General features: G+C 72.8%; 15 protein-coding genes and 1 pseudogene. 8 read left to right on the top strand and 8 right to left on the bottom strand.

The window, feature by feature from the left end:
• Window positions 1–35: 35 nt before the first annotated feature.
• The gene (locus IE248_RS21175) at window positions 36–836 is read right to left on the bottom strand and encodes a crotonase/enoyl-CoA hydratase family protein (RefSeq protein ID WP_073798133.1); all 801 of its coding nucleotides are present in this window, start codon (window positions 834–836) and stop codon (window positions 36–38) included.
• Between the two features lie 185 nt (window positions 837–1,021).
• Here IE248_RS21175 and IE248_RS21170 point away from each other — a divergent pair, with 185 nt between their 5' ends.
• Entirely contained in the window at window positions 1,022–2,653 is a 1,632-nt protein-coding gene (locus tag IE248_RS21170; protein WP_073798134.1) for an acyl-CoA synthetase, read from the top strand.
• A 25-nt stretch (window positions 2,654–2,678) separates the two neighbouring features.
• Here the strand turns inward: IE248_RS21170 and IE248_RS21165 are convergent, their stop codons facing one another.
• Complete coding sequence (locus tag IE248_RS21165) at window positions 2,679–3,533, bottom strand: alpha/beta fold hydrolase (RefSeq protein ID WP_190031400.1); 855 nt, start codon at window positions 3,531–3,533, stop codon at window positions 2,679–2,681.
• A gap of 106 nt (window positions 3,534–3,639) precedes the next feature.
• On the opposite strand from IE248_RS21165, the gene paaK reads away from it, so the two are divergent.
• Window positions 3,640–4,950 (top strand): phenylacetate--CoA ligase PaaK, encoded by a 1,311-nt coding sequence (paaK, locus tag IE248_RS21160; protein WP_073798136.1) that lies wholly within the window; start codon window positions 3,640–3,642, stop codon window positions 4,948–4,950.
• A gap of 94 nt (window positions 4,951–5,044) precedes the next feature.
• Entirely contained in the window at window positions 5,045–5,866 is an 822-nt protein-coding gene (locus IE248_RS21155) for a YhjD/YihY/BrkB family envelope integrity protein (protein ID WP_198944832.1), read from the top strand.
• Between the two features lie 33 nt (window positions 5,867–5,899).
• Here the strand turns inward: IE248_RS21155 and IE248_RS21150 are convergent, their stop codons facing one another.
• Complete coding sequence (locus IE248_RS21150; RefSeq protein WP_190031399.1) at window positions 5,900–7,417, bottom strand: fatty acyl-CoA synthetase; 1,518 nt, start codon at window positions 7,415–7,417, stop codon at window positions 5,900–5,902.
• A gap of 180 nt (window positions 7,418–7,597) precedes the next feature.
• Between IE248_RS21150 and IE248_RS21145 the strand changes: the two genes are divergently transcribed.
• The gene (locus tag IE248_RS21145; RefSeq protein ID WP_190031398.1) at window positions 7,598–10,069 is read left to right on the top strand and encodes a penicillin acylase family protein; all 2,472 of its coding nucleotides are present in this window, start codon (window positions 7,598–7,600) and stop codon (window positions 10,067–10,069) included.
• A 56-nt stretch (window positions 10,070–10,125) separates the two neighbouring features.
• Here the strand turns inward: IE248_RS21145 and IE248_RS21140 are convergent, their stop codons facing one another.
• The 4 genes from IE248_RS21140 to IE248_RS21125 all read right to left on the bottom strand — a co-directional run bounded on the left by IE248_RS21140 (window position 10,126) and on the right by IE248_RS21125 (window position 14,584).
• Complete coding sequence (locus IE248_RS21140) at window positions 10,126–11,358, bottom strand: calcium:cation antiporter (protein ID WP_073798140.1); 1,233 nt, start codon at window positions 11,356–11,358, stop codon at window positions 10,126–10,128.
• Window positions 11,359–11,511: 153 nt separating this feature from the next.
• Window positions 11,512–11,862 (bottom strand): hypothetical protein, encoded by a 351-nt coding sequence (locus IE248_RS21135; RefSeq protein ID WP_037797050.1) that lies wholly within the window; start codon window positions 11,860–11,862, stop codon window positions 11,512–11,514.
• A gap of 25 nt (window positions 11,863–11,887) precedes the next feature.
• On the bottom strand, window positions 11,888–13,468 hold the full coding sequence (locus tag IE248_RS21130; RefSeq protein ID WP_229895436.1) for an acyl-CoA synthetase: 1,581 nt from the start codon (window positions 13,466–13,468) through the stop codon (window positions 11,888–11,890).
• A gap of 9 nt (window positions 13,469–13,477) precedes the next feature.
• Window positions 13,478–14,584, bottom strand: coding sequence for a nitronate monooxygenase (locus tag IE248_RS21125; protein ID WP_190031397.1), 1,107 nt, complete (start codon window positions 14,582–14,584; stop codon window positions 13,478–13,480).
• A gap of 144 nt (window positions 14,585–14,728) precedes the next feature.
• On the opposite strand from IE248_RS21125, the gene IE248_RS21120 reads away from it, so the two are divergent.
• Window positions 14,729–16,654 carry a serine hydrolase domain-containing protein gene (locus IE248_RS21120; RefSeq protein ID WP_190031396.1) on the top strand — a complete coding sequence of 642 codons (1,926 nt, stop codon included), beginning with the start codon at window positions 14,729–14,731 and terminating at the stop codon, window positions 16,652–16,654.
• Between the two features lie 112 nt (window positions 16,655–16,766).
• Here IE248_RS21120 and IE248_RS21115 read toward each other — a convergent pair whose 3' ends face one another.
• Window positions 16,767–17,588, bottom strand: coding sequence for a LysR family substrate-binding domain-containing protein (locus IE248_RS21115; RefSeq protein ID WP_190031395.1), 822 nt, complete (start codon window positions 17,586–17,588; stop codon window positions 16,767–16,769).
• 58 nt (window positions 17,589–17,646) lie between these two features.
• On the opposite strand from IE248_RS21115, the gene IE248_RS21110 reads away from it, so the two are divergent.
• From IE248_RS21110 to IE248_RS21100, 3 genes and pseudogenes are all read left to right on the top strand, one after another.
• Window positions 17,647–18,057, top strand: coding sequence for a DUF5997 family protein (locus IE248_RS21110; protein WP_037797056.1), 411 nt, complete (start codon window positions 17,647–17,649; stop codon window positions 18,055–18,057).
• A 208-nt stretch (window positions 18,058–18,265) separates the two neighbouring features.
• Window positions 18,266–18,712 (top strand): nitroreductase family deazaflavin-dependent oxidoreductase, encoded by a 447-nt coding sequence (locus IE248_RS21105; RefSeq protein WP_047960468.1) that lies wholly within the window; start codon window positions 18,266–18,268, stop codon window positions 18,710–18,712.
• Between the two features lie 53 nt (window positions 18,713–18,765).
• Window positions 18,766–18,879, top strand: a pseudogene (locus IE248_RS21100) (IS5/IS1182 family transposase); the annotation flags it as partial.

The raw sequence follows: 18,879 nt of genomic DNA, 5'->3' as shown, positions 1-18,879 counted from the left end.
ACCGGCACTCCGGCAGACGGCAGACGGGGAATCGGCTACTCGCGCCGATACACCGCGGCCCGCTTCTCCGCGAAGGCCCTCGCGCCTTCCCTGGCATCGGCGGTGTCGAACACCGGCCAGCCCCGCACCAGTTCGGCGGCCAGCCCCTCCGTCTCCGTCATCTCGGCGCTCTCGTACACCGACGCCTTGACCGCCTCCACCGCCAGCGGCCCGCACGCGTTGACCCGTTCCGCGATCTCCAGGGCCTCGGCCAGCGCCGTCCCGTCCGGTACGACCCGCCCGACCAGCCCGATCCGTTCCGCCTCGGCGGCGGAGTACGGGCGCCCGGTCAGCAGCATCTCCAATGCGTGCGTGCGCGGGATCTGCCGCGGCAGCCGCACCGTGGAACCGCCGATCGGGAACAGGCCGCGCCTGACCTCGAACAGCCCGAAGGTGGCCCCTTCCCCCGCGACCCGGATGTCCGTGCCCTGGAGGATCTCCGTCCCGCCGGCCACGCAGTACCCCTCCACCGCCGCGATGACCGGCTTGCGCGGCCGGTGGTGGCGCAGCATCGCCTTCCAGTGCAGATCGGGGTCGGCCTTCAGGCGGTCGCGGTACCGGTCCCCCGCCATGCCCTTGCCGGCCAGGGCCTTCAGGTCCATGCCGGCGCAGAAGTCCCCGCCGGCGCCGGTCAGGACGACCGAGCGGATCCCGTCGTCCGCGTCCGCCTCCAGCCAGCCGTCGTAGAGCCCCACCAGCAGCGGCAGCGAGAGCGCGTTCTTCGCTTCCGGCCGGTTCATGGTGAGTACCAGCGTGGCTCCGCGGCGTTCCACGGTCAGGTGTTCCGTCCCACCCATTGCCGTCCTCCCGTCTCAAGACCTAGAACAGGTTGCAGGAGGGGCGAGTGCAGTTCAATAGTTTTCTGACACCCAGTCAGTTTTCTTGGACGGCTCCCTTCCCCCTTGGCCTGAGCGGCGCTGTAATGACCGCCGAGCAGACCGCTGACGGGGTCGGCCATGGGAATTCCAGGTCAGGAGGAACGGTGGAGTACAACCTTGCCGACCTGTTCGAGTCGGTGGTGGACGTGGTCCCGGACCGCGAGGCCCTCGTCTACGTGGACCACCCCGGGACCGGCGCCGAACGGCGCCTGACCTACGCGGAGCTGGACGCGGCGGCGAACCGCCTCGCGCACCACCTGCTGGACAGCGGGCTGGAGCCCGGCGAGCACCTGGGCCTGCACCTCTACAACGGCGTCGAATACCTCCAGACCGTCCTGGCCTGCCTCAAGGCCCGCCTGGTGCCGGTGAACGTCAACTACCGGTACGTGGAGGAGGAGCTGGTCTACCTCTACAACGACGCCGACCTCGCCGCGCTCGTCTTCGAGGGCGAGTTCACCGGGCGGGTGGCCGCCGCCCTCCCGCAGACGACCCGGCTGCGGCACCTGATCCGGGTCGGGTCCGCTCCCGAGGGCGCCCCGGAGCCCTCGATCGCCCCCGTCGCCTACGCGGACGCGGAGGCGGCCGGCTCCCCCGCGCGCGGTTTCGCGCCCCGGTCCCCCGACGACCTGTTCATCATCTACACCGGCGGCACCACCGGTATGCCCAAGGGCGTCATGTGGCGCGCCGAGGACCTGTTCTTCGCCGGGCTCTTCGGCGGCGAGCCCTCGGGCGAACCGGTGAAGCGGCCCGAGGAACTGGCCGAGCGGGTCGCGTCGAAGGGCGCCGGGCTCACCTTCTTCCCCGCTCCCCCGCTGATGCACGGCACCTCGACGCTGACCTCGTTCATCGCCTTCAACTACGGGCAGCGGGTGGTCATCCACCGCAAGTACGCGCCCGAGGAGGTGCTGCGCACCATCGAGAAGGAGAAGGTGTCGAGCGTGTCGCTGGTGGGCGACGCGATGCTGCGGCCGCTCATCGACGCCCTGAACGGCCCGCTCCGGGGGACCGACCTGTCCTCGCTGTTCAGCGTCTCCTCGTCCGGGGCGATCATGTCGGAGACGGTCCGGGCCGAGTTCCAGCGGCTGGTGCCGAACGTGCTGCTGCTGAACAACTTCGGTTCCTCCGAGTCCGGTTCCAACGGCAGGGCGACGGACGACTCCGGCCCGGAGAAGGGCTTCCGGCTGGTGGTCAACGACCGTACGCAGGTGGTGGACCCGGTGACGCACGAGCCCGTGCCGGTGGGCGTGCCGGGGCGGCTCGCGCAGCGCGGCCACGTACCGCTCGGCTACTACAACGACCCGGTGAAGACCGCCGAGACCTTCTTCCGGCGGGGCGCCGAGCGGTGGGTGCTGCTCGGGGACATGGCGACGGTGGACGGGGAGGGCATCGTCACCGTCCTCGGGCGGGGCTCCCAGTGCATCAACACCGGCGGCGAGAAGGTGTATCCGGAGGAGGTCGAGCAGGCGCTGAAGTCGCACCCGGACGTGTACGACGCCCTGGTCGCCGGCGTGCCGGACCCGAAGTGGGGCAACCACGTCGCGGCGGTCGTCCAGCTGCGGGCCGGCGCGGCGGAGCCCACGCTGGACGAGATACAGAGCCACTGCCGCACCAGGCTGGCGGGGTACAAGATCCCGCGCCAGCTGGTGATCGCCCCCGCCGTCCAGCGATCCCCGAGCGGCAAGGCGGACTACCGCTGGGCGAAGTCGGTGGCGGCGGAGGCGGACGCGGCCGGGTGACCGCCCCGCCGGGGGCCCGTGCGGTTCAGGCGCCGGTGGCCAGGAAGCGTTCCACGCGGGCCGCGAACCACTCGGCGTCGTCCAGCCAGGGGAAGTGCCCGGCGCCTGTCTGGATCTCGGCGGTACCCCGCACGAAGAGCTCCGCGAGCTCGGCGGCGAGGCCGGGGGCGGGGTAGCCGTCCAGTTCCCCGGCCAGCACCAGCGCCTCGCCGCCGAAGAGGCGCAGCGCGGCCCGGGTGGCGGGCGGGTCGAAGGCTCCGGGGCCGGCGTAGAGGGCGGCCGCCGCCGCGTTGCGCTCGCCGTCGCTCGCGTCGCGGTGGGCGCGCGCCCGCTCGTCCCAGCGCCCGTACGCGAGCACCATCGCCTCGCGCCGGTCCTGCGGGGAGGGCGCGCCGTCGGCCGCCAGCATCCGCTCGTAGGCGGCGATCGCGGAGTCGTAGGGCTCGGCGCCCGACCGCGACCGGACCACCTCCAGGCTCCGCTCCGGGGTCGATTCGAGGTCCACGGCCCAGCTGGTCGGGGTCAGCAGGACCAGGCGGCGCACCCGCTCGGGGTGCGCCGCCGCGTACAGCAGGCCGAGGTTGCCGCTGGCCGAGTGGACCAGCAGGTCCATGCGCTCCAGGCCGAGGTGGAGGCGGAGCGCCTCGACGTCGGCGACCTGGCGGTCGACGCGGTACGTGGAGGTGTCCGCCGGGACCGCCGAGCCGCCCGTGCCGCGCGCGTCGAGGAGGATCAGCGTGCGGCCGGCGGTCAGCCCGCCGAGGTCGCCCAGGTAGGCGGAGGCCCGCATGGGGCCGCCCGGGAGGCAGACGAGCGGCTCGCCCTCGCCCCGGACGTGGTAGGCGAGCGCGGTTCCGTCGTAGGTGTCGAAGATCGGCATGGGGCCATCCCATCATGCGATCACTCGTTCGAGTCATTGATTTAGCCGTCGGCGTCCGGCAGGCTACCGAATGATCGGTCGGTTGACTCAAAGGCGAGGTGACGGCATGACGGCGTACGCGGATGTCCAGGACGGGAGCGAGCGGCTGAGCGGCGACGAGCTGGCCGCCCTCCAGCTCAAGCGGCTGCGCGCCACGCTGCTGCGCGCGTACGAGCGGGTGCCCTTCTACCGGCAGGCCTTCGACAAGGCGGGCGTGCATCCCGACGACTGCCATTCCCTGGCCGATCTCTCCCTCTTCCCCTTCACCACCAAGGGCGATCTGCGCGACCAGTACCCCTTCGGGATGTTCGCCGTGCCCCGCTCCGAGGTGCGCCGGATCCACGCCTCCAGCGGCACGACGGGCCGCCCCACCGTGGTCGGCTATACCGACGGGGATCTGTCCACCTGGGCGGATGTCGTGGCCCGCTCCATCCGGGCGGCGGGCGGCAGAGCGGGCCAGATCGTGCACATCGCGTACGGGTACGGCCTGTTCACCGGCGGCCTCGGCGCGCACTACGGCGCGGAGCGCCTCGGCTGTACGGTGGTGCCGGCCTCCGGCGGCATGACGGACCGCCAGGTCCGGCTGATCCAGGACTTCCGGCCGGAGGTCATCATGGTGACCCCGTCCTACATGCTCACCTTGCTGGACGAGATGGAGCGCCAGGGAATCGACCCGAGGGCCACCTCCCTGCGGACGGGGATCTTCGGCGCCGAGCCGTGGACCGAGGAGATGCGCCGCGAGATCGAGGAGCGGCTCGACATCGACGCCGTGGACATCTACGGCCTCTCCGAGGTGATGGGCCCGGGCGTGGCGCAGGAGTGCGTGGAGACCAAGGACGGTCTGCACATCTGGGAGGACCACTTCTACCCGGAGGTGGTCGATCCCTTCACCGGCGCGGTGGTGCCTGAGGGCGAGCCCGGGGAGCTGGTGTTCACCTCGCTCACCAAGGAGGCCATGCCGGTCATCCGCTACCGCACCCGTGACCTGACCCGTCTGCTGCCCGGCACGGCGCGCCCGGCCTTCCGCCGGATGGAGAAGATCACGGGCCGCAGCGACGACATGATCATCCTGCGGGGGGTGAACCTGTACCCGACGCAGATCGAGGAGGTCCTCCTGCGCACGCCCGGTCTGGCCCCGCACTTCCAGCTGCGGTTGACCCGGGAGGGCAGGATGGACGCCCTGACGGTCCGGGTGGAGGCCCGCCGCGAGGCCGACGCGGGGCAGCGGGAGGCAGCGGCGGCGGCCGTGGTCCGCGCCGTCAAGGAGGGCATCGGAGTCTCCGTCGCCGTCGAGGTCGTCCCGCCGGAGACCCTGGAACGCTCCGTCGGCAAGATCAAGCGGCTCGTGGACCTCCGGGAAACCCCCCGGGTCGGCTGAGTTCCCCCGCGCGGGCGCCGGAAATCCACCCCTTCGGGCCTGTTACCCCGGGTCCGCCGGGGCGTGCGGGGTGCTCCCGGGTAGGCCAGTGCGCGTGACCCCGAAGCCCCGGACGCTGTACGACCGGTTCCAGGCCTCCCCCGCCGGGCTGGCCTGGAGCCGGGGGCGTGAGATGGAGCTGATGCACCGGGCGATGGGCTTCGCCGCTCTCGGGTTCCTCACCCTCGTCCCGCTGCTCGTGGTCGTCGCGGCCGCCGCCCCCGGCTCCGGCTCCGGCTTCGGCCGCTGGCTCGGCCAGGCGCTGGGGGTCAGCGAGGCCTCGCGGGCGCGCGTCGAGATGCTGTTCGGCGAGGCGGACCAGGCGCTGGAGCGCACCACCGCCTTCGGTCTCGCCGCCCTCGCCGTCTTCGGCCTGACCTTCGGCTCGGCGGTGCAGACCGGGTACGAGAAGGTCTGGGACCTGCCGACCGCCCGCTGGCACACCATGTGGCGGCACGTCGTCTGGCTCGCGCTGCTGGTCTGCTACCTCGGGCTGCTGGTGGAGATCCCGGCGCCGTCGAACGACGCGGTCGGCACGGCCCTCGGCACCACGGGCGACCTCCTCGGCACCTGCCTCTTCTTCTGGGGCTCCCAGCGGCTGCTGCTCGGCGGCCGCGTCCGCTGGCGCGCGCTGCTCCCGGGGGCGGTGGCGACCAGCGTCGGCCTGCTCGGTCTGCGGCTCTTCTCCCAGCTGGTGTTCTCCCCGCTGATCGCCTCCAACGCCGTGACGTACGGCCAGTTCGGCACCCTGCTGGTCGTCCAGTCCTGGCTGGTCGGCGTCGGCTTCGTCACGTACGGCGGGGCACTCGTCGGCCGGCTGGTCCACGAGCACCTCACCCTGGGCCGCCTCAGACGGGACGGCCTGCTGCCGGAGTAGCCGGCCCCTGCCCGGGCCCCGGGCAGGCCGGCCTCAGTGGTCGCTCGGCCCGCCGAACCGGGTCCGGAGTTCCCGCTTGAGGATCTTCCCGCTGGCGTTGCGCGGCAGGGCGTCCACGAACAGGACCCGCTTCGGGGCCTTGAAGTGGGCCAGCTTTTCCCGGGCGTAGGCCAGCAGCTCCGCCTCCGTCACCTCGCCGCGCGGCACCACCACCGCCGTGACGGCCTCGATCCACCTCTCGTCGGGCAGGCCCACCACCGCCGCCTCGGCCACCCCCGGGTGGGTGTACAGCGCGTCCTCGACCTGCCGGGAGGCGACCAGCACACCGCCCGAGTTGATGACGTCCTTCACCCGGTCCACCACCGTGAAGTAGCCCTGCGCGTCCCGCACCGCGAGGTCCCCGGAGCGGAACCAGCCGTCCCGGAAGGCCTTCTTCGTCGCCTCCGGGTCGTTCCAGTAGCCCAGGCAGAGCTGCGGCGACCGGTAGACCACCTCCCCCGCCGTGCCGTCGGGCACCTCCGCCCCGTCCTCGCCGACGACCCTCGCCTCGACGTGCCGTACCGGCCGCCCGCAGGACTCCATCCGCCCCTCGTGCTCGTCCGGCCCGAGCACGGTGGCCAGCGGCCCGATCTCGCTCTGGCCGAAGCAGTTGTAGAAGCCCAGCCCGGGCAGCCGGGCCCGCAGCCGCTCCAGGACCGGCACCGGCATGATCGAGGCCCCGTAATAGGCCTTGCGCAGCGCGCCCAGATCGCGCCGCTCGAAGTCGGGGTGGCCCGCGAGCCCGATCCACACCGTCGGGGGCGCGAACAGGCTGTCGGCCCGGCCCGCCTCCACCAGGTCGAAGATCTCCTCGGCGACCGGCGCGTCCAGGACGGTGTTCTCGGCGCCCACCGCCAGGTACGGCAGCAGGAACACGTGCGTCTGCGCCGAGTGGTAGAGCGGCAGCGAGTGCACCGGCCGGTCCCCCTCGGCCAGGTCCAGCGCCTCGATCGCGCTCTCGTACTCGTGCGCCAGCGCCTCGTGGGTCATCATCGCGCCCTTGGGCGCGGCCGTGGTGCCGGAGGTGTAGAGCAGCTGCACCACCCCGTAGGCGTCCCGGTCGGGCGTGAAGTCCCGGGGCTCGGCGAGCTCGTCCAGGAAGGAGCCGGGCGCGTCGCGCAGCGGCCGTACGGGACGCCCGCCGGGCACCCGGGGCGCCAGGTCCGGATCCGCGAGGACCAGGGCGCTCGCGCAGTCGTCCAGGATGTGCGCGAGGTCCTCGCCGGTGAGGTTCTGGTTGACCGGGACGTGCGTGAGCCCGGCCCGGGCGCAGGCGAGGAAGGCCAGCAGGTAGGCGTCGGAGTTGTGGGCGAAGGTGGCGACCCGGTCCCCGTGCGCCAGCCCGTACCGCTCCCGCAGGACGGCGGCGCCGGTGGAGACCGCCGCGTCGAGCTCCGCGTAGGTCCAGCTCCGCTCGCGGTAGCGCAGGGCCGTGCGATCGGGGACCCGCCGCGCGGTGTCCCGTACCAGTCCGTCGACCGTGTTGTGCCGCACTGCCCGGGCTGCCGTCATGGGGCGATCCTCGTCTCCCGCCCCGCCCAGGGTCAATGACCGGGGCCGTTCGCGATTCCCGGGGGCATACCAAGCGGCATGTTGACAGATCATCGGGTCGCCTGCATGAGTGTGGAGGCACGGAAGCACGGCCCGTCTCACGGGCAACCTCGCCCAACCGCAGGCTACTTGGGAGGTACGTTGCAATTCCGCACCCGCCCGCTCCTCCGTCGCGTCGCGCTCACCGGCGCCGCGCTGCTGGCCGCCGCGGCCGCGCTGCCGCAGGCGGCGACCGCCGCTCCGGCGCCGGACGCAGCGGACAGCGGCCCGTCCGGAGGCGGACTCTCCGCCGTCATCCGGTACACGGAGAACGGCATTCCGCACATTCTGGCGAAGGACTACGCGCACCTCGGATTCGGCACCGGCTGGGCCCAGGCGGCCGATCAGGTCTGTGTCCTCGCCGACGGGTTCGTGACCGTGGCCGGTGAGCGCTCCCGCTGGTTCGGCGCCGACGCGGCTCCCGACCTCTCGCTCTCCTCGGCGACGAAGAACCTCTCCAGCGATCTGTACTTCAAGGGCGTACGGGAGTCCGGGACGGTCGAGAAACTGCTGGCCACGCCCGCCCCGGCCGGGCCGAGCAAGGACCTCAGGGAGCTGATGCGCGGCTGGGCCGCGGGCTACAACGCGTGGCTGACCCAGAACAGGATCACCGACCCGGCCTGCAAGGGCGCCGGCTGGGTGCGCCCGGTCAGCGCCACCGACGTGGCCGCGCGCGGCTTCGCGGTCTCCGTGCTCGGCGGCCAGGGGCGCGGGGTCGACGGGATCACCGCGGCGCAGCCGCCGGCCCGGACCGCCGGAGCAAGCCCACAGACCGCGCCGCAGCCGCAGCCGCAGGCGCAGCCCGCACCGGACCCGGCGACCGCGGCCGAGGCCGCCAAGGCCTTCTTCGACAGCACCCGGTACGACATGGGCTCCAACGCGGTCGCCTTCGCCGGGTCCACCACGGCGTCCGGCGGCGGCCTGCTCCTGGGCAACCCGCACTACCCCTGGCAGGGCGGACGCCGGTTCTGGCAGTCGCAGCAGACCATCCCGGGCGAGCTGAACGTGTCGGGCGGCTCGCTGCTCGGCACGGTGGTGGTGAACATCGGCTTCAACGAGAAGGCCGCCTGGAGCCACACGGTCGCCACCGGCACCCCCGTCAACCTCCACCAGCTCACCCTGGACCCGGCCGACCCGACGGCGTACCTGGTCGACGGGAAGTCCGAGAAGATGATCGAGCGGAACGTCAGCGTCCAGGTGGCGGGCGGGGCTCCGGTCACCCGCACCCAGTGGTGGACCCGCTACGGGCCCGTCATCACCGGCCTCGGTACGGGCCTGCCGCTGCCCTGGACAACCGGCACGGCGTACGCGCTGAACGACCCGAACGCCGCGAACCTGCGCGGCTCCGACACCGCCCTGGCCCTGGGCAAGGCCCGCTCGGTGGCCGGCGTCCAGGCCGCCCTGAAGCGCACCCAGGGCCTGCCCTGGGTCAACACCGTCGCCGCCGACTCGGCGGGCGGCACGCTGTTCACCCAGACCCAGGTGCTCCCCCGGATCACCGACGAGCTCGCCGCCCGCTGTTCGACCCCGCTCGGCAGGGCCACGTACCCCTCCTCTGGGCTCGCGGTGCTCGACGGGTCACGCGCTGACTGCGCGCTCGGCTCGGACCCGGACGCGGCGCAGCCGGGCGTGTTCGGGCCGGGCCGGGCGCCGACGCTGCTGAACGCCCCGTACGCCGAGAACAGCAACGACAGCGCCTGGCTGGCCAACGCCGACCGGCCGCTGACGGGGTACGAGCGGATCTGGGGCACGGTCGCCACCCCGCGCTCGCTGCGCACCCGCGGGGCTGTCGAGGACGTGGCGGCGATGGCCACGAAGGGCCGGCTGACGGTGGCCGACCTGCAGGCGCAGCAGTACGCGAACCGGGTCCCGGCGGGCGATCTCGCCGCGGCGGACGCGGCGAAGGCCTGCGCGGCCCTGCCGGGCGGCAGGGCGACCGGGACGGACGGGACCGCGGTGGACGTCTCCGCGGCCTGCGGCGTGCTGGCGGCCTGGGACCGTACGGCGGACTCCGCCAGCCGGGGCGCGCTGCTCTTCGACCGGTTCTGGCGCAGGCTCACGGCGGGCACCCCGGCCAAGGACCTGTGGCTGGTGCCGTTCTCCGCGGCCGATCCGGTACGGACGCCCCGTACGCTCAACCAGGCGGCGCCCGGCGTCGGGCGGGCCCTCGCGGACACGGTCGCCGAGCTGAAGGCGGCCGGGATCGCGCTGGACGCTCCGCTGGGGGAGCACCAGTTCGTGGTGCGCGGCGGCGTCAGGCTGCCGGTGGGCGGCGGCACGGAGGCGCTCGGCGTCTGGAACAAGATCGAGGCCCCCTGGGACGCGGCGGCGGGCGGCTACCCGGAGGTCGTGCACGGCTCCAGCCACATCCAGGCGGTCGGCTGGGACGGCGGGCCCTGCCCGGTGGCGCGCACGCTGCTCACGTACAGCCAGTCGGCGAACCCGAACTCGCCCTACTACGCGGACCAGACGCGGCTGTTCTCGCAGGAGCGCTGGGTGAAGGCGCGGTTCTGCGAGCGGGACATCCTCACCTCGCCGAAGCTGAAGGTGCTCTGGCCGCGCGAACGCCGCTGACGCCACTGACGCCGGCCGGCGGGGCCGGGGCGGAGCGCTCCCGCCCCGCCGGGTGCTCAAGGGCTGACGGCGAGGAAGAGGTAGGCGGCCAGCAGGACGAGGTGGACTCCGGCCTGGAGCAGGGTGGCGCGGCCCGGGACGATGGTGAGGGCGCTGACCACGATGGTCAGCGCCAGCAGCACCATGTGGATCGGGCCGAGGCCGAGCAGCAGCGGGCCGGAGAGCCAGATGGAGGCGAGCGCGATGGCCGGGATGGTCAGGCCGATGCTGGCGATGGCGGAGCCGTAGGCCAGGTTGAGGCTGGTCTGGACGCGGTCGCGGCGGGCGGCGCGGACGGCGGCCAGGGTCTCGGGGGCCAGCACCAGCAGGGCGATGATCACACCGACGACGGCGTTGGGCAGGCCCGCGCTCTCGACGCCGGACTCGATGGTGGGCGAGACGGCCTTGGCATCGCCGACCACCGCGACGAGCGCGACGAGCAGCAGCCCGAGGCTGATCAGGGCGTCGCGGACGGAGGGCGGCTCGGCGTGGTCCTCGTCCGCGGGAGCCGGGGCCTCCCGGCCGGCGCCGCCCCCCGCCGACGCCGAGGCCAACGCCGACGCGGAGGCCAACGCCGACGCCGAGGCCATCGCGGTCGCCGCTTCCGACGGGGACGCGGCCCCGGCCGGGCGGCTGCGGCCCGCGCCGGTGTCCACGGGCAGGAAGTAGTCCCGGTGGCGGACGGTCTGGACGGCGATGAACACCCCGTACAGGGAGAGCGAGGCCACGGCCGCGAAGGCGAGCTGAGCGGTGGAGAACTCGGGGCCGGGCTTGCTGGTGGTGAAGGTGGGCAGCACGAGGCTGAGTACGGCGAGGGTCGCCACGGTGGCGAGGGCCGCGCCGGAGCCCTCCGCGTTGAAGACGGCGACCCGGGTGCGCAGGGCGCCGACGAGCAGGGACAGACCGACGATGCCGTTGCAGGTGATCATGACGGCGGCGAAGACGGTGTCACGGGCGAGCGAGGCGGTCTTGGGGCCGCCGTCGGCCATCAGGGTGACGATGAGGGCCACTTCGATGACCGTGACGGCGACGGCGAGGACGAGGGAGCCGAAGGGTTCGCCGACCCGGTGGGCGACGACCTCGGCGTGGTGGACGGCCGCCAGCACCGCGCCACCGAGGCAGAGGGCGACCAGCGCCACCACACCTGAGGGCAGGTCGCGTCCCCAGCTGAAGACGAGCGCCACGAGCGCCACCACGGGGACCACGAGGGTCCAGTCGGTCAGGGGGGATTTGCGAGTTGCCGTACTCATATCACCCAAGTTGCCAGAACTGTCCTCCCGGTGCGGCGTACGGCGCGTTTCCGGGGCCCTGACGTGGGACTTCTCACGCCTCACCGGGCGTGGCGAGGACGGCGACGGTGACGGCGACCGTGACCACGCCCGCGCCCGTGGCGGCGACCGCTGTCAGAGCCGGCGCTGCGCCGACTCGACCATGTCGTCGAGGCCCACGTTGAAGGCGATGGCCGCGTCCGGCGCGTGCAGGCGCACCAGGTTCACGATGGTCTCGAAGAGCGGGAGCAGTTCCGGCGTCTTGCGGAGCCCGCCGCCGACCACGACGACGTCCCAGGGCCGCTCGACGAGCGCGGCGACGATCACGGACTCCTCCGACCCGTCGAAGACGAGCAGCGTCATGGCCGCGTCGATGCCGTGCTCGCCGAAGCGGGCAAGCTCCTTGTCGAGGGAGGCGCGGAAGGGCACGGCGTCGATGCCGGGGACCGCGAGCGGGTCTATGCCGAGAACGAGAGCGGAAGACATACCGTCAGACTAGTCATCCTGTACGTCACATGGCGCGCTCGTGCCCCTCCCAGTACGGGTCTCGCAGCCTCCGCTTGTACAGCTTGCCGTTCGGGTCGCGCGGCATCGTCTCGATGAAGTCGACCGTCCGGGGCCGCTTGTACCCGGCCAGCTGCCGCTCGCAGTGGTGCAGGATCTCGGCGGCCAGCGCGGCGCTCGCGGCGAAGCCCTCGGCCGGTTCGATCACCGCCTTGACCTCCTCGCCCCAGTCGGCGTGGGGGATGCCGAAGGCGGCGGCGTCGGCGACGGCCGGGTGGGTGAGCAGGGCGGACTCGATCTCGGCGGGGTAGATGTTGACCCCGCCCGAGATGATCATGTCGATCTTGCGGTCCCGGAGGAAGAGGTAGCCCTCCTCGTCCATGAGGCCGAGGTCCCCGACCGTGAAGAAGTCGCCGATCCGGTTCTTGCGCGTCTTGCCCTCGTCCTTGTGGTAGCTGAAGCCGCCGGTGTTCATCTTGATGTAGACGGTGCCGAGTTCACCGGGCGGCAGCCGGTTGCCGTCGTCGTCGAAGACGGCGAGTTCGCTGATCGGCCAGGCCTTCCCGACGGTTCCGGGCTTCTTCAGCCAGTCCTCGGCGGTGGCGAAGGCGCCGCCGCCCTCACTGGCCGCGTAGTACTCCTCCACGCAGCTGCCCCACCACTCGATCATCGCCCGCTTGACGTGGTCGGGGCAGGGCGCGGCGCCGTGGATGGCGTGCCGCATCGAGGAGACGTCGTAGGCCTGGCGGGTCTCCTGCGGGAGCGCGAGGAGGCGGTGGAACTGGGTCGGGACCATGTGGGTGTGCGTGCACGCGTGGGTGTCGATCAGGCGCAGCATCTCCGCCGGGGTCCACTTGTCCATCAGGACCAGCGGATGCCCGATGTGCAGGGAAGCGCCCGCGAACTGGAGCACGGCGGTGTGGTAGAGCGGCGAGCAGACGAGGTGGACGTTGCCGTCGAAGGGGCGGATGCCGAAGATGCCGAGGAACCCGCCGAGGTAGGTCTCCTCCGGGAGCTTGCCGGGCAGCGGGCGGCGGATGCCGCGCGGGCGGCCGGTGGTGCCGGAGGTGTAGTTCATGACCCAGCCGAGGGTCCGGTCCGCGGGGACGGTGGCGGGCTGACCGTCGAGGAGTTCGCCGTACGGACGGAAACCCGCGACCGCCCCGACGGCGTAGCGGTGGCTCTCGGGGAGCCCGGCCTCGTCGGCCGCGGCGCCGGCGGCGGCCGCGAAGCGCTCGTGGGCGATGAGGACCTTGGCGCCGGAGTCGGAGACGATCCAGGCGATCTCGGGCCCGACGAGGTGGTGGTTGACCGGGACCAGGTAGAAACCGGCCTGGGAGGCGGCGAGGTAGGCGATGAGGAACTCGACGCCGTTGGGGAGGACGACGGCGAAGGCGTCGCCCCGCCCCATCCCGGCGGCGCGCAGCCCGTGCACGAGGCGGTTGACGTCGGCGTGCAGCCGGCCGGCGCTCCACTCCTCGCCGTCGGGCGCGATCAGTACGGTGCGGCCGGGGTCGGCGGTGGCCTGCGCCCAGAAGCCGTTGGGGGTCCGCTCGTTGTCGGACCGCACGCTCGCGTTCTCGCTCACACTCACTCCTCAGGCCCGGCCGGCGATGCGGTTGACGCGGTCGATGGCGCGCTCGAAGCCGCCGGTGAGGTCGTCGAAGACGGCCTGGACGCTGCGTTCGGAGTTCATCCGGCCGACGATCTGGCCGACGGGGGTGCCGAGCAGCGGCTGGACCTCGTACTTCTGGATCCGGGAGACGGCCTCGGCGACGAGTAGCCCCTGGAGCGGCATGGGCAGTGCGCCGGGGCCGTCCGGGTCGTCCCAGGCGTCGGTCCACTCGGTGCGCAGCTGGCGGGCGGGCTTGCCGGTGAGGGCGCGGGAGCGGACGGTGTCGCCGGATCCGGCGGCGAGGAGCTTCTCGGTGAGGGCGCGGGAGTGCAGGTCGGCTTCGGTGGTGGTGAGCCAGAGGGAGCCGAGCCAGGCGCCCTGGGCGCCGAGGGCGAGCCCGGCGGCGATCTGTTCGCCGCTGCCGATGCCGCCCGCGGCGAGGACGGGGAGCGGGGCGACGGCCTCGGCGATCTCGGGGACCAGGACCATGGTGGCGATGTCCCCGGTGTGGCCGCCGGCCTCGTAGCCCTGGGCGACGACGATGTCGATGCCGGCCTCGGCGTGGCGGCGGGCGTGCTTGGCGCTGCCGGCGAGGGCGGCGACGAGGACGCCGTGGTCGTGGGCGCGCGCGATGACGTCGGCGGGCGGGGAACCGAGGGCGTTCGCCAGGAGTTTGATGGGGTAGTCGAAGGCGACGTCGAGCTGGCTGCGGGCGACCTGCTCCATCCAGCCGGTGATCCGCCAGCCGGAGGCCTCGCCCTCGGCCAGTTCGGGTACGTGGTGCTTGGCGAGGGTGTCGCGGACGAACTCGCGGTGCCCGGCCGGGATCATCGCCTCGATGTCGGCCTCGCTGACGCCGTCGACGGCCTTCTTGGCAGGCATCACCACGTCGAGGCCGTACGGCTTGCCGTCGGTGTGCCCCTGCATCCAGTCGAGGTCGCGCTTGAGGTCGTCGGGGGCGGTGTAGCGGACCGCGCCGAGCACTCCGAAGCCGCCCGCGCGGGTGATGGCGGCGGCGACCGCCGGGAAGGGCGTGAAGCCGAAGATGGCGTGCTCGACTCCCAGTTTCTTGCTCAGCTCCGTCTCCATGGGGCGCAGGATGCCGTAGCGCGGCGGCCGAGGGAAGAGATTTTCTGATGCTGTGTCAGATTCTTTGACGGCCGGTCGGTGCGGAGGGTGCGGAGCGGGCGGGCAGATACTTCGAGAGGGCGCGACAGCGGACAGGAGACCGGTATGGACGGGGTCACGGGGGCAGTCGGGAACGGTGGTGCGGCATCCGCCGCCACGGGCGCGGGCGGCGCCGCGTCCGCCGGTACGGGTACGGACGACGCGGCATCCGCCGGTGCGGGTACGGGCGCGGGCGCTGCCGGTTCGCGTGCGGGCGGGTTGAGCCGGCGCCGGCTCGGGGCGCGGCTGCTCGCGCTCGGCGGGGTGCTCGTCCTGCACGCCGCGCTACCCGGCTCGGCCGGGGCCGCCGGGGGTCCCGCCGAGCGGCGCGCCCTCCAGGGCCTGCGGCTGCGCTACGGCTCCGCCCGCCAGGCGGGGCTGCTCGACGCCCACCTGGAAGGAGCGGCGGAGGAGGCGCGGCGGTTCCTCGGCCCCTCCCCCGAACATCCTTACTACGCCGGGGCCGTGGTGCTCGCCGGGCGGGGCCGTACCATCGCGCTCCACCGGGCCATGGGGCACGCGGTCCGCTACGCGGAGTACGACGGGCGGACCGACCGGGTCCGGGAGTTCCCGGAGTCGGAGCGCATCGCGATGGCCGAGGACACGGTGTTCGACCTGGCCTCGCTGACCAAGCTGTTCACCTCGATCCTGGCGGTGCAGCAGATGGAGCGGGGCCGGCTGGAGCTGGAGGCTCCGGTGTTCCGGTACCTGCCGGAGTTCACCGGCGGCGGCAAGGAGGCGGTCACGGTCCGCCAGCTGCTGACGCACACCTCGGGGCTGCGCTCCTGGGCGCCCTTCTACCAGCAGCCGACCCGGGAGGGTCAGCTGAGACTGCTGTGGTCGGTGCGGCCGCAGGACACTCCCGGGACGGTGTACCGGTACTCGGACCTGAACCTGATCTCGCTCCAGCTGCTCCTGGAACGGATCACCGGCCGCACTTTGGATGTCCTGCTCCACGACGAGATCACCGCTCCGCTCGGGATGCACCGCACTCGTTACAACCCACCGCTCTCCTGGCGCCGGATCACCGCCGCCACCGAGGTGCAGCGGCCGCCCTGGTCCGGCCTGGACCGCGGGCTGGTCTGGGGCGAGGTCCACGACGAGAACGCGTACGCCCTCGGCGGCGTCGCCGGCCACGCGGGCGTCTTCGGCACCGCCTGGGACCTGGCCGTCCTCGCGCGCACCCTGCTCGACGGCGGCGTCTACGCCGGCCGGCGCATCCTGCGCCCCGCCTCCGTGGAACTGCTCTTCACCGACTACAACACCGCGTTCCCGGGCGACGACCACGGCCTCGGCTTCGAGCTCTACCAGCACTGGTACATGGGCGCGATGGCCACCCCGCACTCCGCCGGCCACACCGGGTTCACCGGGACCTCGATCGTCCTGGACCCCTCCACCGACACCTTCCTGATCCTGCTGGGCAATTCCGTCCACCCCGTACGGACCTGGCGCGCCGGCAGCGCCCCCCGGGTGGCGGTCGGCAACCGCTTCGCCCGCGCCGTCCCGGTCCGTACCCGGCACGGCGGCCCGGCCTGGTTCTCCGGGATCACCCCGGGCGGCTCGGGGACCCTCACCCTGCCGCCGCTCACCCCGGCCACGGGCACGGCACGGCTGCGCTGCGCCGTGTGGTGGGACACCGTCCCCGGCGAGGGCGCCTTCCACCTGGAGGCCTCCGCCGACGGCGAGAACTGGGAGCCGCTGCCGTTCAGCACGCTGCGGTCCACCGGCGGAACCCCCGAGCAGTGGCCGGCCGGCTCCGCGAGCGGCTGGTCGGGCCGCATCTGGCACCGCCTCGAAGCCCCGCTCACCGCCTGGGCGGGGCGCGAGGTCCGGCTGCGCTTCCGGCACGCCGCGACCGGCCGCTACGTCGGGCGGGGGGTCTACGTGGACGTCGTACGGGTGGCGGAACCGGCACGCCTGCTCTTCGCCGAGGACCGCCCGCGCGACGCGGCCCTCATCGAGGCCATCGGCTGGACCAGGTCGGCCGACTAGCCCGGGAGACGGCCGAGGGGGAGGCACCGGGACGAGGCGCCCGGACGCGGGGTCCGGACGCCGGGTCCGAGGAGGTCCGGGACGGCCTAGGGCCTGTCTTTCGGATCAGGCCCTAGCCGCGGCCGCGGGGCTTGCCGCGGCGGGCGCCTGCGCCCTTGCCGCCGCCCTTCGCGCCCTTCGCGCCCTTCGCGCCCTTGGCACCGCCGGAGCCCCCGGAGCCGCCGCGGGGGTTCTTGCCCGGCGCGGGCTTGCGCCGCGCCCCGCCGCCCGTGTCGGGCCGCTTGGCCTTCGGCTGCACGGCCGGCGTCTCGGCCGGCGGCTTGCCGCGCCCCCGGGAGCTGTTGACGGTCCGCCCCCGGACGATCCCGATGAACTCCTCCACCAGGTCGGTGGTCTCGTCCTCCAGCCAGGACAGCGCGACGCGCGACTGCGGCGCGTCCGAGACGGTCCGGTAGGTGAGGTCCTTGCGGTGGTGCAGGCGCGCCAGGGACTGCGGGACGACGAGCACGCCGATCCCGGCCGCGACCAGCTCGATCGCGTCGGCCGTCGTCGCGGGGCGCTCGATCGCGGGCTTGCCCGGCAGCCGCTCCCAGTCCAGGGTGTCGTCCATCGGGTGCAGCACGATCTCGTCGGCCAGGTCCTCGACGGAGATCTCCTCGACGGCCGCCACGAGGTGGTCCTTCGGGACCACGACCACCGTCACCTCGGTGTAGAGCGGGATCGCGCTGAGCGCCGTCCGGTCGATCGGCAGCCGTACGAACCCGGCGTCCGCGCCGCGGGCCCGCAGGACGTCGGGAGCCCCGACGGGCTCCACCGGGACGAGGGTCAGCGGGACGTCGGGCAGTCGCTCGTTCCAGATCCGCACCCACTTGCTGGGCGTCACCCCGGGAACGTAGGCGAGCCGGAACGAAGGAGGTACTTCCGAGCCTGTCACCCGCCCAGATTACCGGTCGTGGTCGGAGGTATCGCACACGCTCGCTACTCTTGACACCATGACGTCGCACCAGACCGCCCAGACGATGAAGCCCGCGACCGCGGCGAAGAAGCTGGGTGTGTACCTCGAAGCCACACCCGCAGAGTTCCAGGAGGGTGTCGTTTCGCGCACCGAGTTGAGTGCGCTGCAGGCTGATCCGCCCCAGTGGCTGCAGGATCTGCGACGAAACGGCCCCCACCCCCGGCCCGTGGTCGCGGCCAAGCTCGGCGTCTCCATCGCCGGCCTCGCCCGCGGCGGGATCACCGACCCGTTGACCACGGACGACATCGACGCCCTGAAGACCGAGAACCCCGAGTGGCTGCAGAAGGAGCGCGCCACCCAGGCCGAGGTCCGCAAGGAGGCCGTCCGCATCAAGGAGAAGCAGGCCGAGAAGGCGGAGCGCGCGCAGAAGCAGCAGCCGAACGCCTGATCTGCCCGACCCCCGTCACACCCCGTCACCCCGTGTGACGACCCAGAGGTCCCCGGCGACGTGATCGCCGGGGACCTCTGTGCTGCCCGCCCGTCGCCCGCCCGCCCGCGTGCGCTCCCCCGGACGCGGCATACAACCGTGCCCGCCCGTGTTGGGACTCGTTGTTGAGGTTCGTTGACAGTTCAACACCGAAGGCAGGCACAGCGATATGACAGACATCGACTGGGACCACCCGAACGACCCGAAGACGGGCTGGGCCCTGGACCACGTCAAGCAGTACGTCAGCTCGAACGGCGCCGAGGGCCAGCACTGGAACGGCACCCAGACGCTGCTGCTCACCACCGTGGGACGGGTCTCCGGCAACCCCGTGCGGACCCCGCTCATCTACGGCGAGGACGACGGCCGCTACTTCATCGTCGCCTCGTACGGCGGCGCCCCCGATCACCCGCTCTGGTACAAGAACCTCACGGCCCACCCCGAGGTCCGCATCCAGGTCGGCCCGAAGATCATGCAGGGGACGGCCCGTACGGCCACGCCCGAGGAGCGCACCGCGTACTGGCCGCTGATGGTGAAGCACTGGCCCTCGTACGACGAGTACCAGGCCAAGACCGACCGGGTGATCCCGATCGTGGTGATCGAGCCCAAGGACGCCTAGGCCGTGTCCGGTGGGTCAGGTGACGGGCGCGTTCCCGGATCGTTCTGTCCCACATGGGGCGGGGCGATCTGACAGACCTGGAGTGGGCTCGGCTGGAGCCGCACTTACCGAAGAACACAGGGCGGGGCGGGCGGTGGAAGAGTCATCGCGTGATCATCGACGGCATC

Origin of the sequence: Streptomyces goshikiensis (assembly GCF_014650555.1) — a bacterium.
Taxonomy (GTDB): Bacteria; Actinomycetota; Actinomycetes; order Streptomycetales; family Streptomycetaceae; genus Streptomyces; species Streptomyces goshikiensis.
The sequence above is the reverse complement of the archived record's forward strand: the minus strand, read 5'-3'. Positions and strand labels throughout refer to the sequence as shown.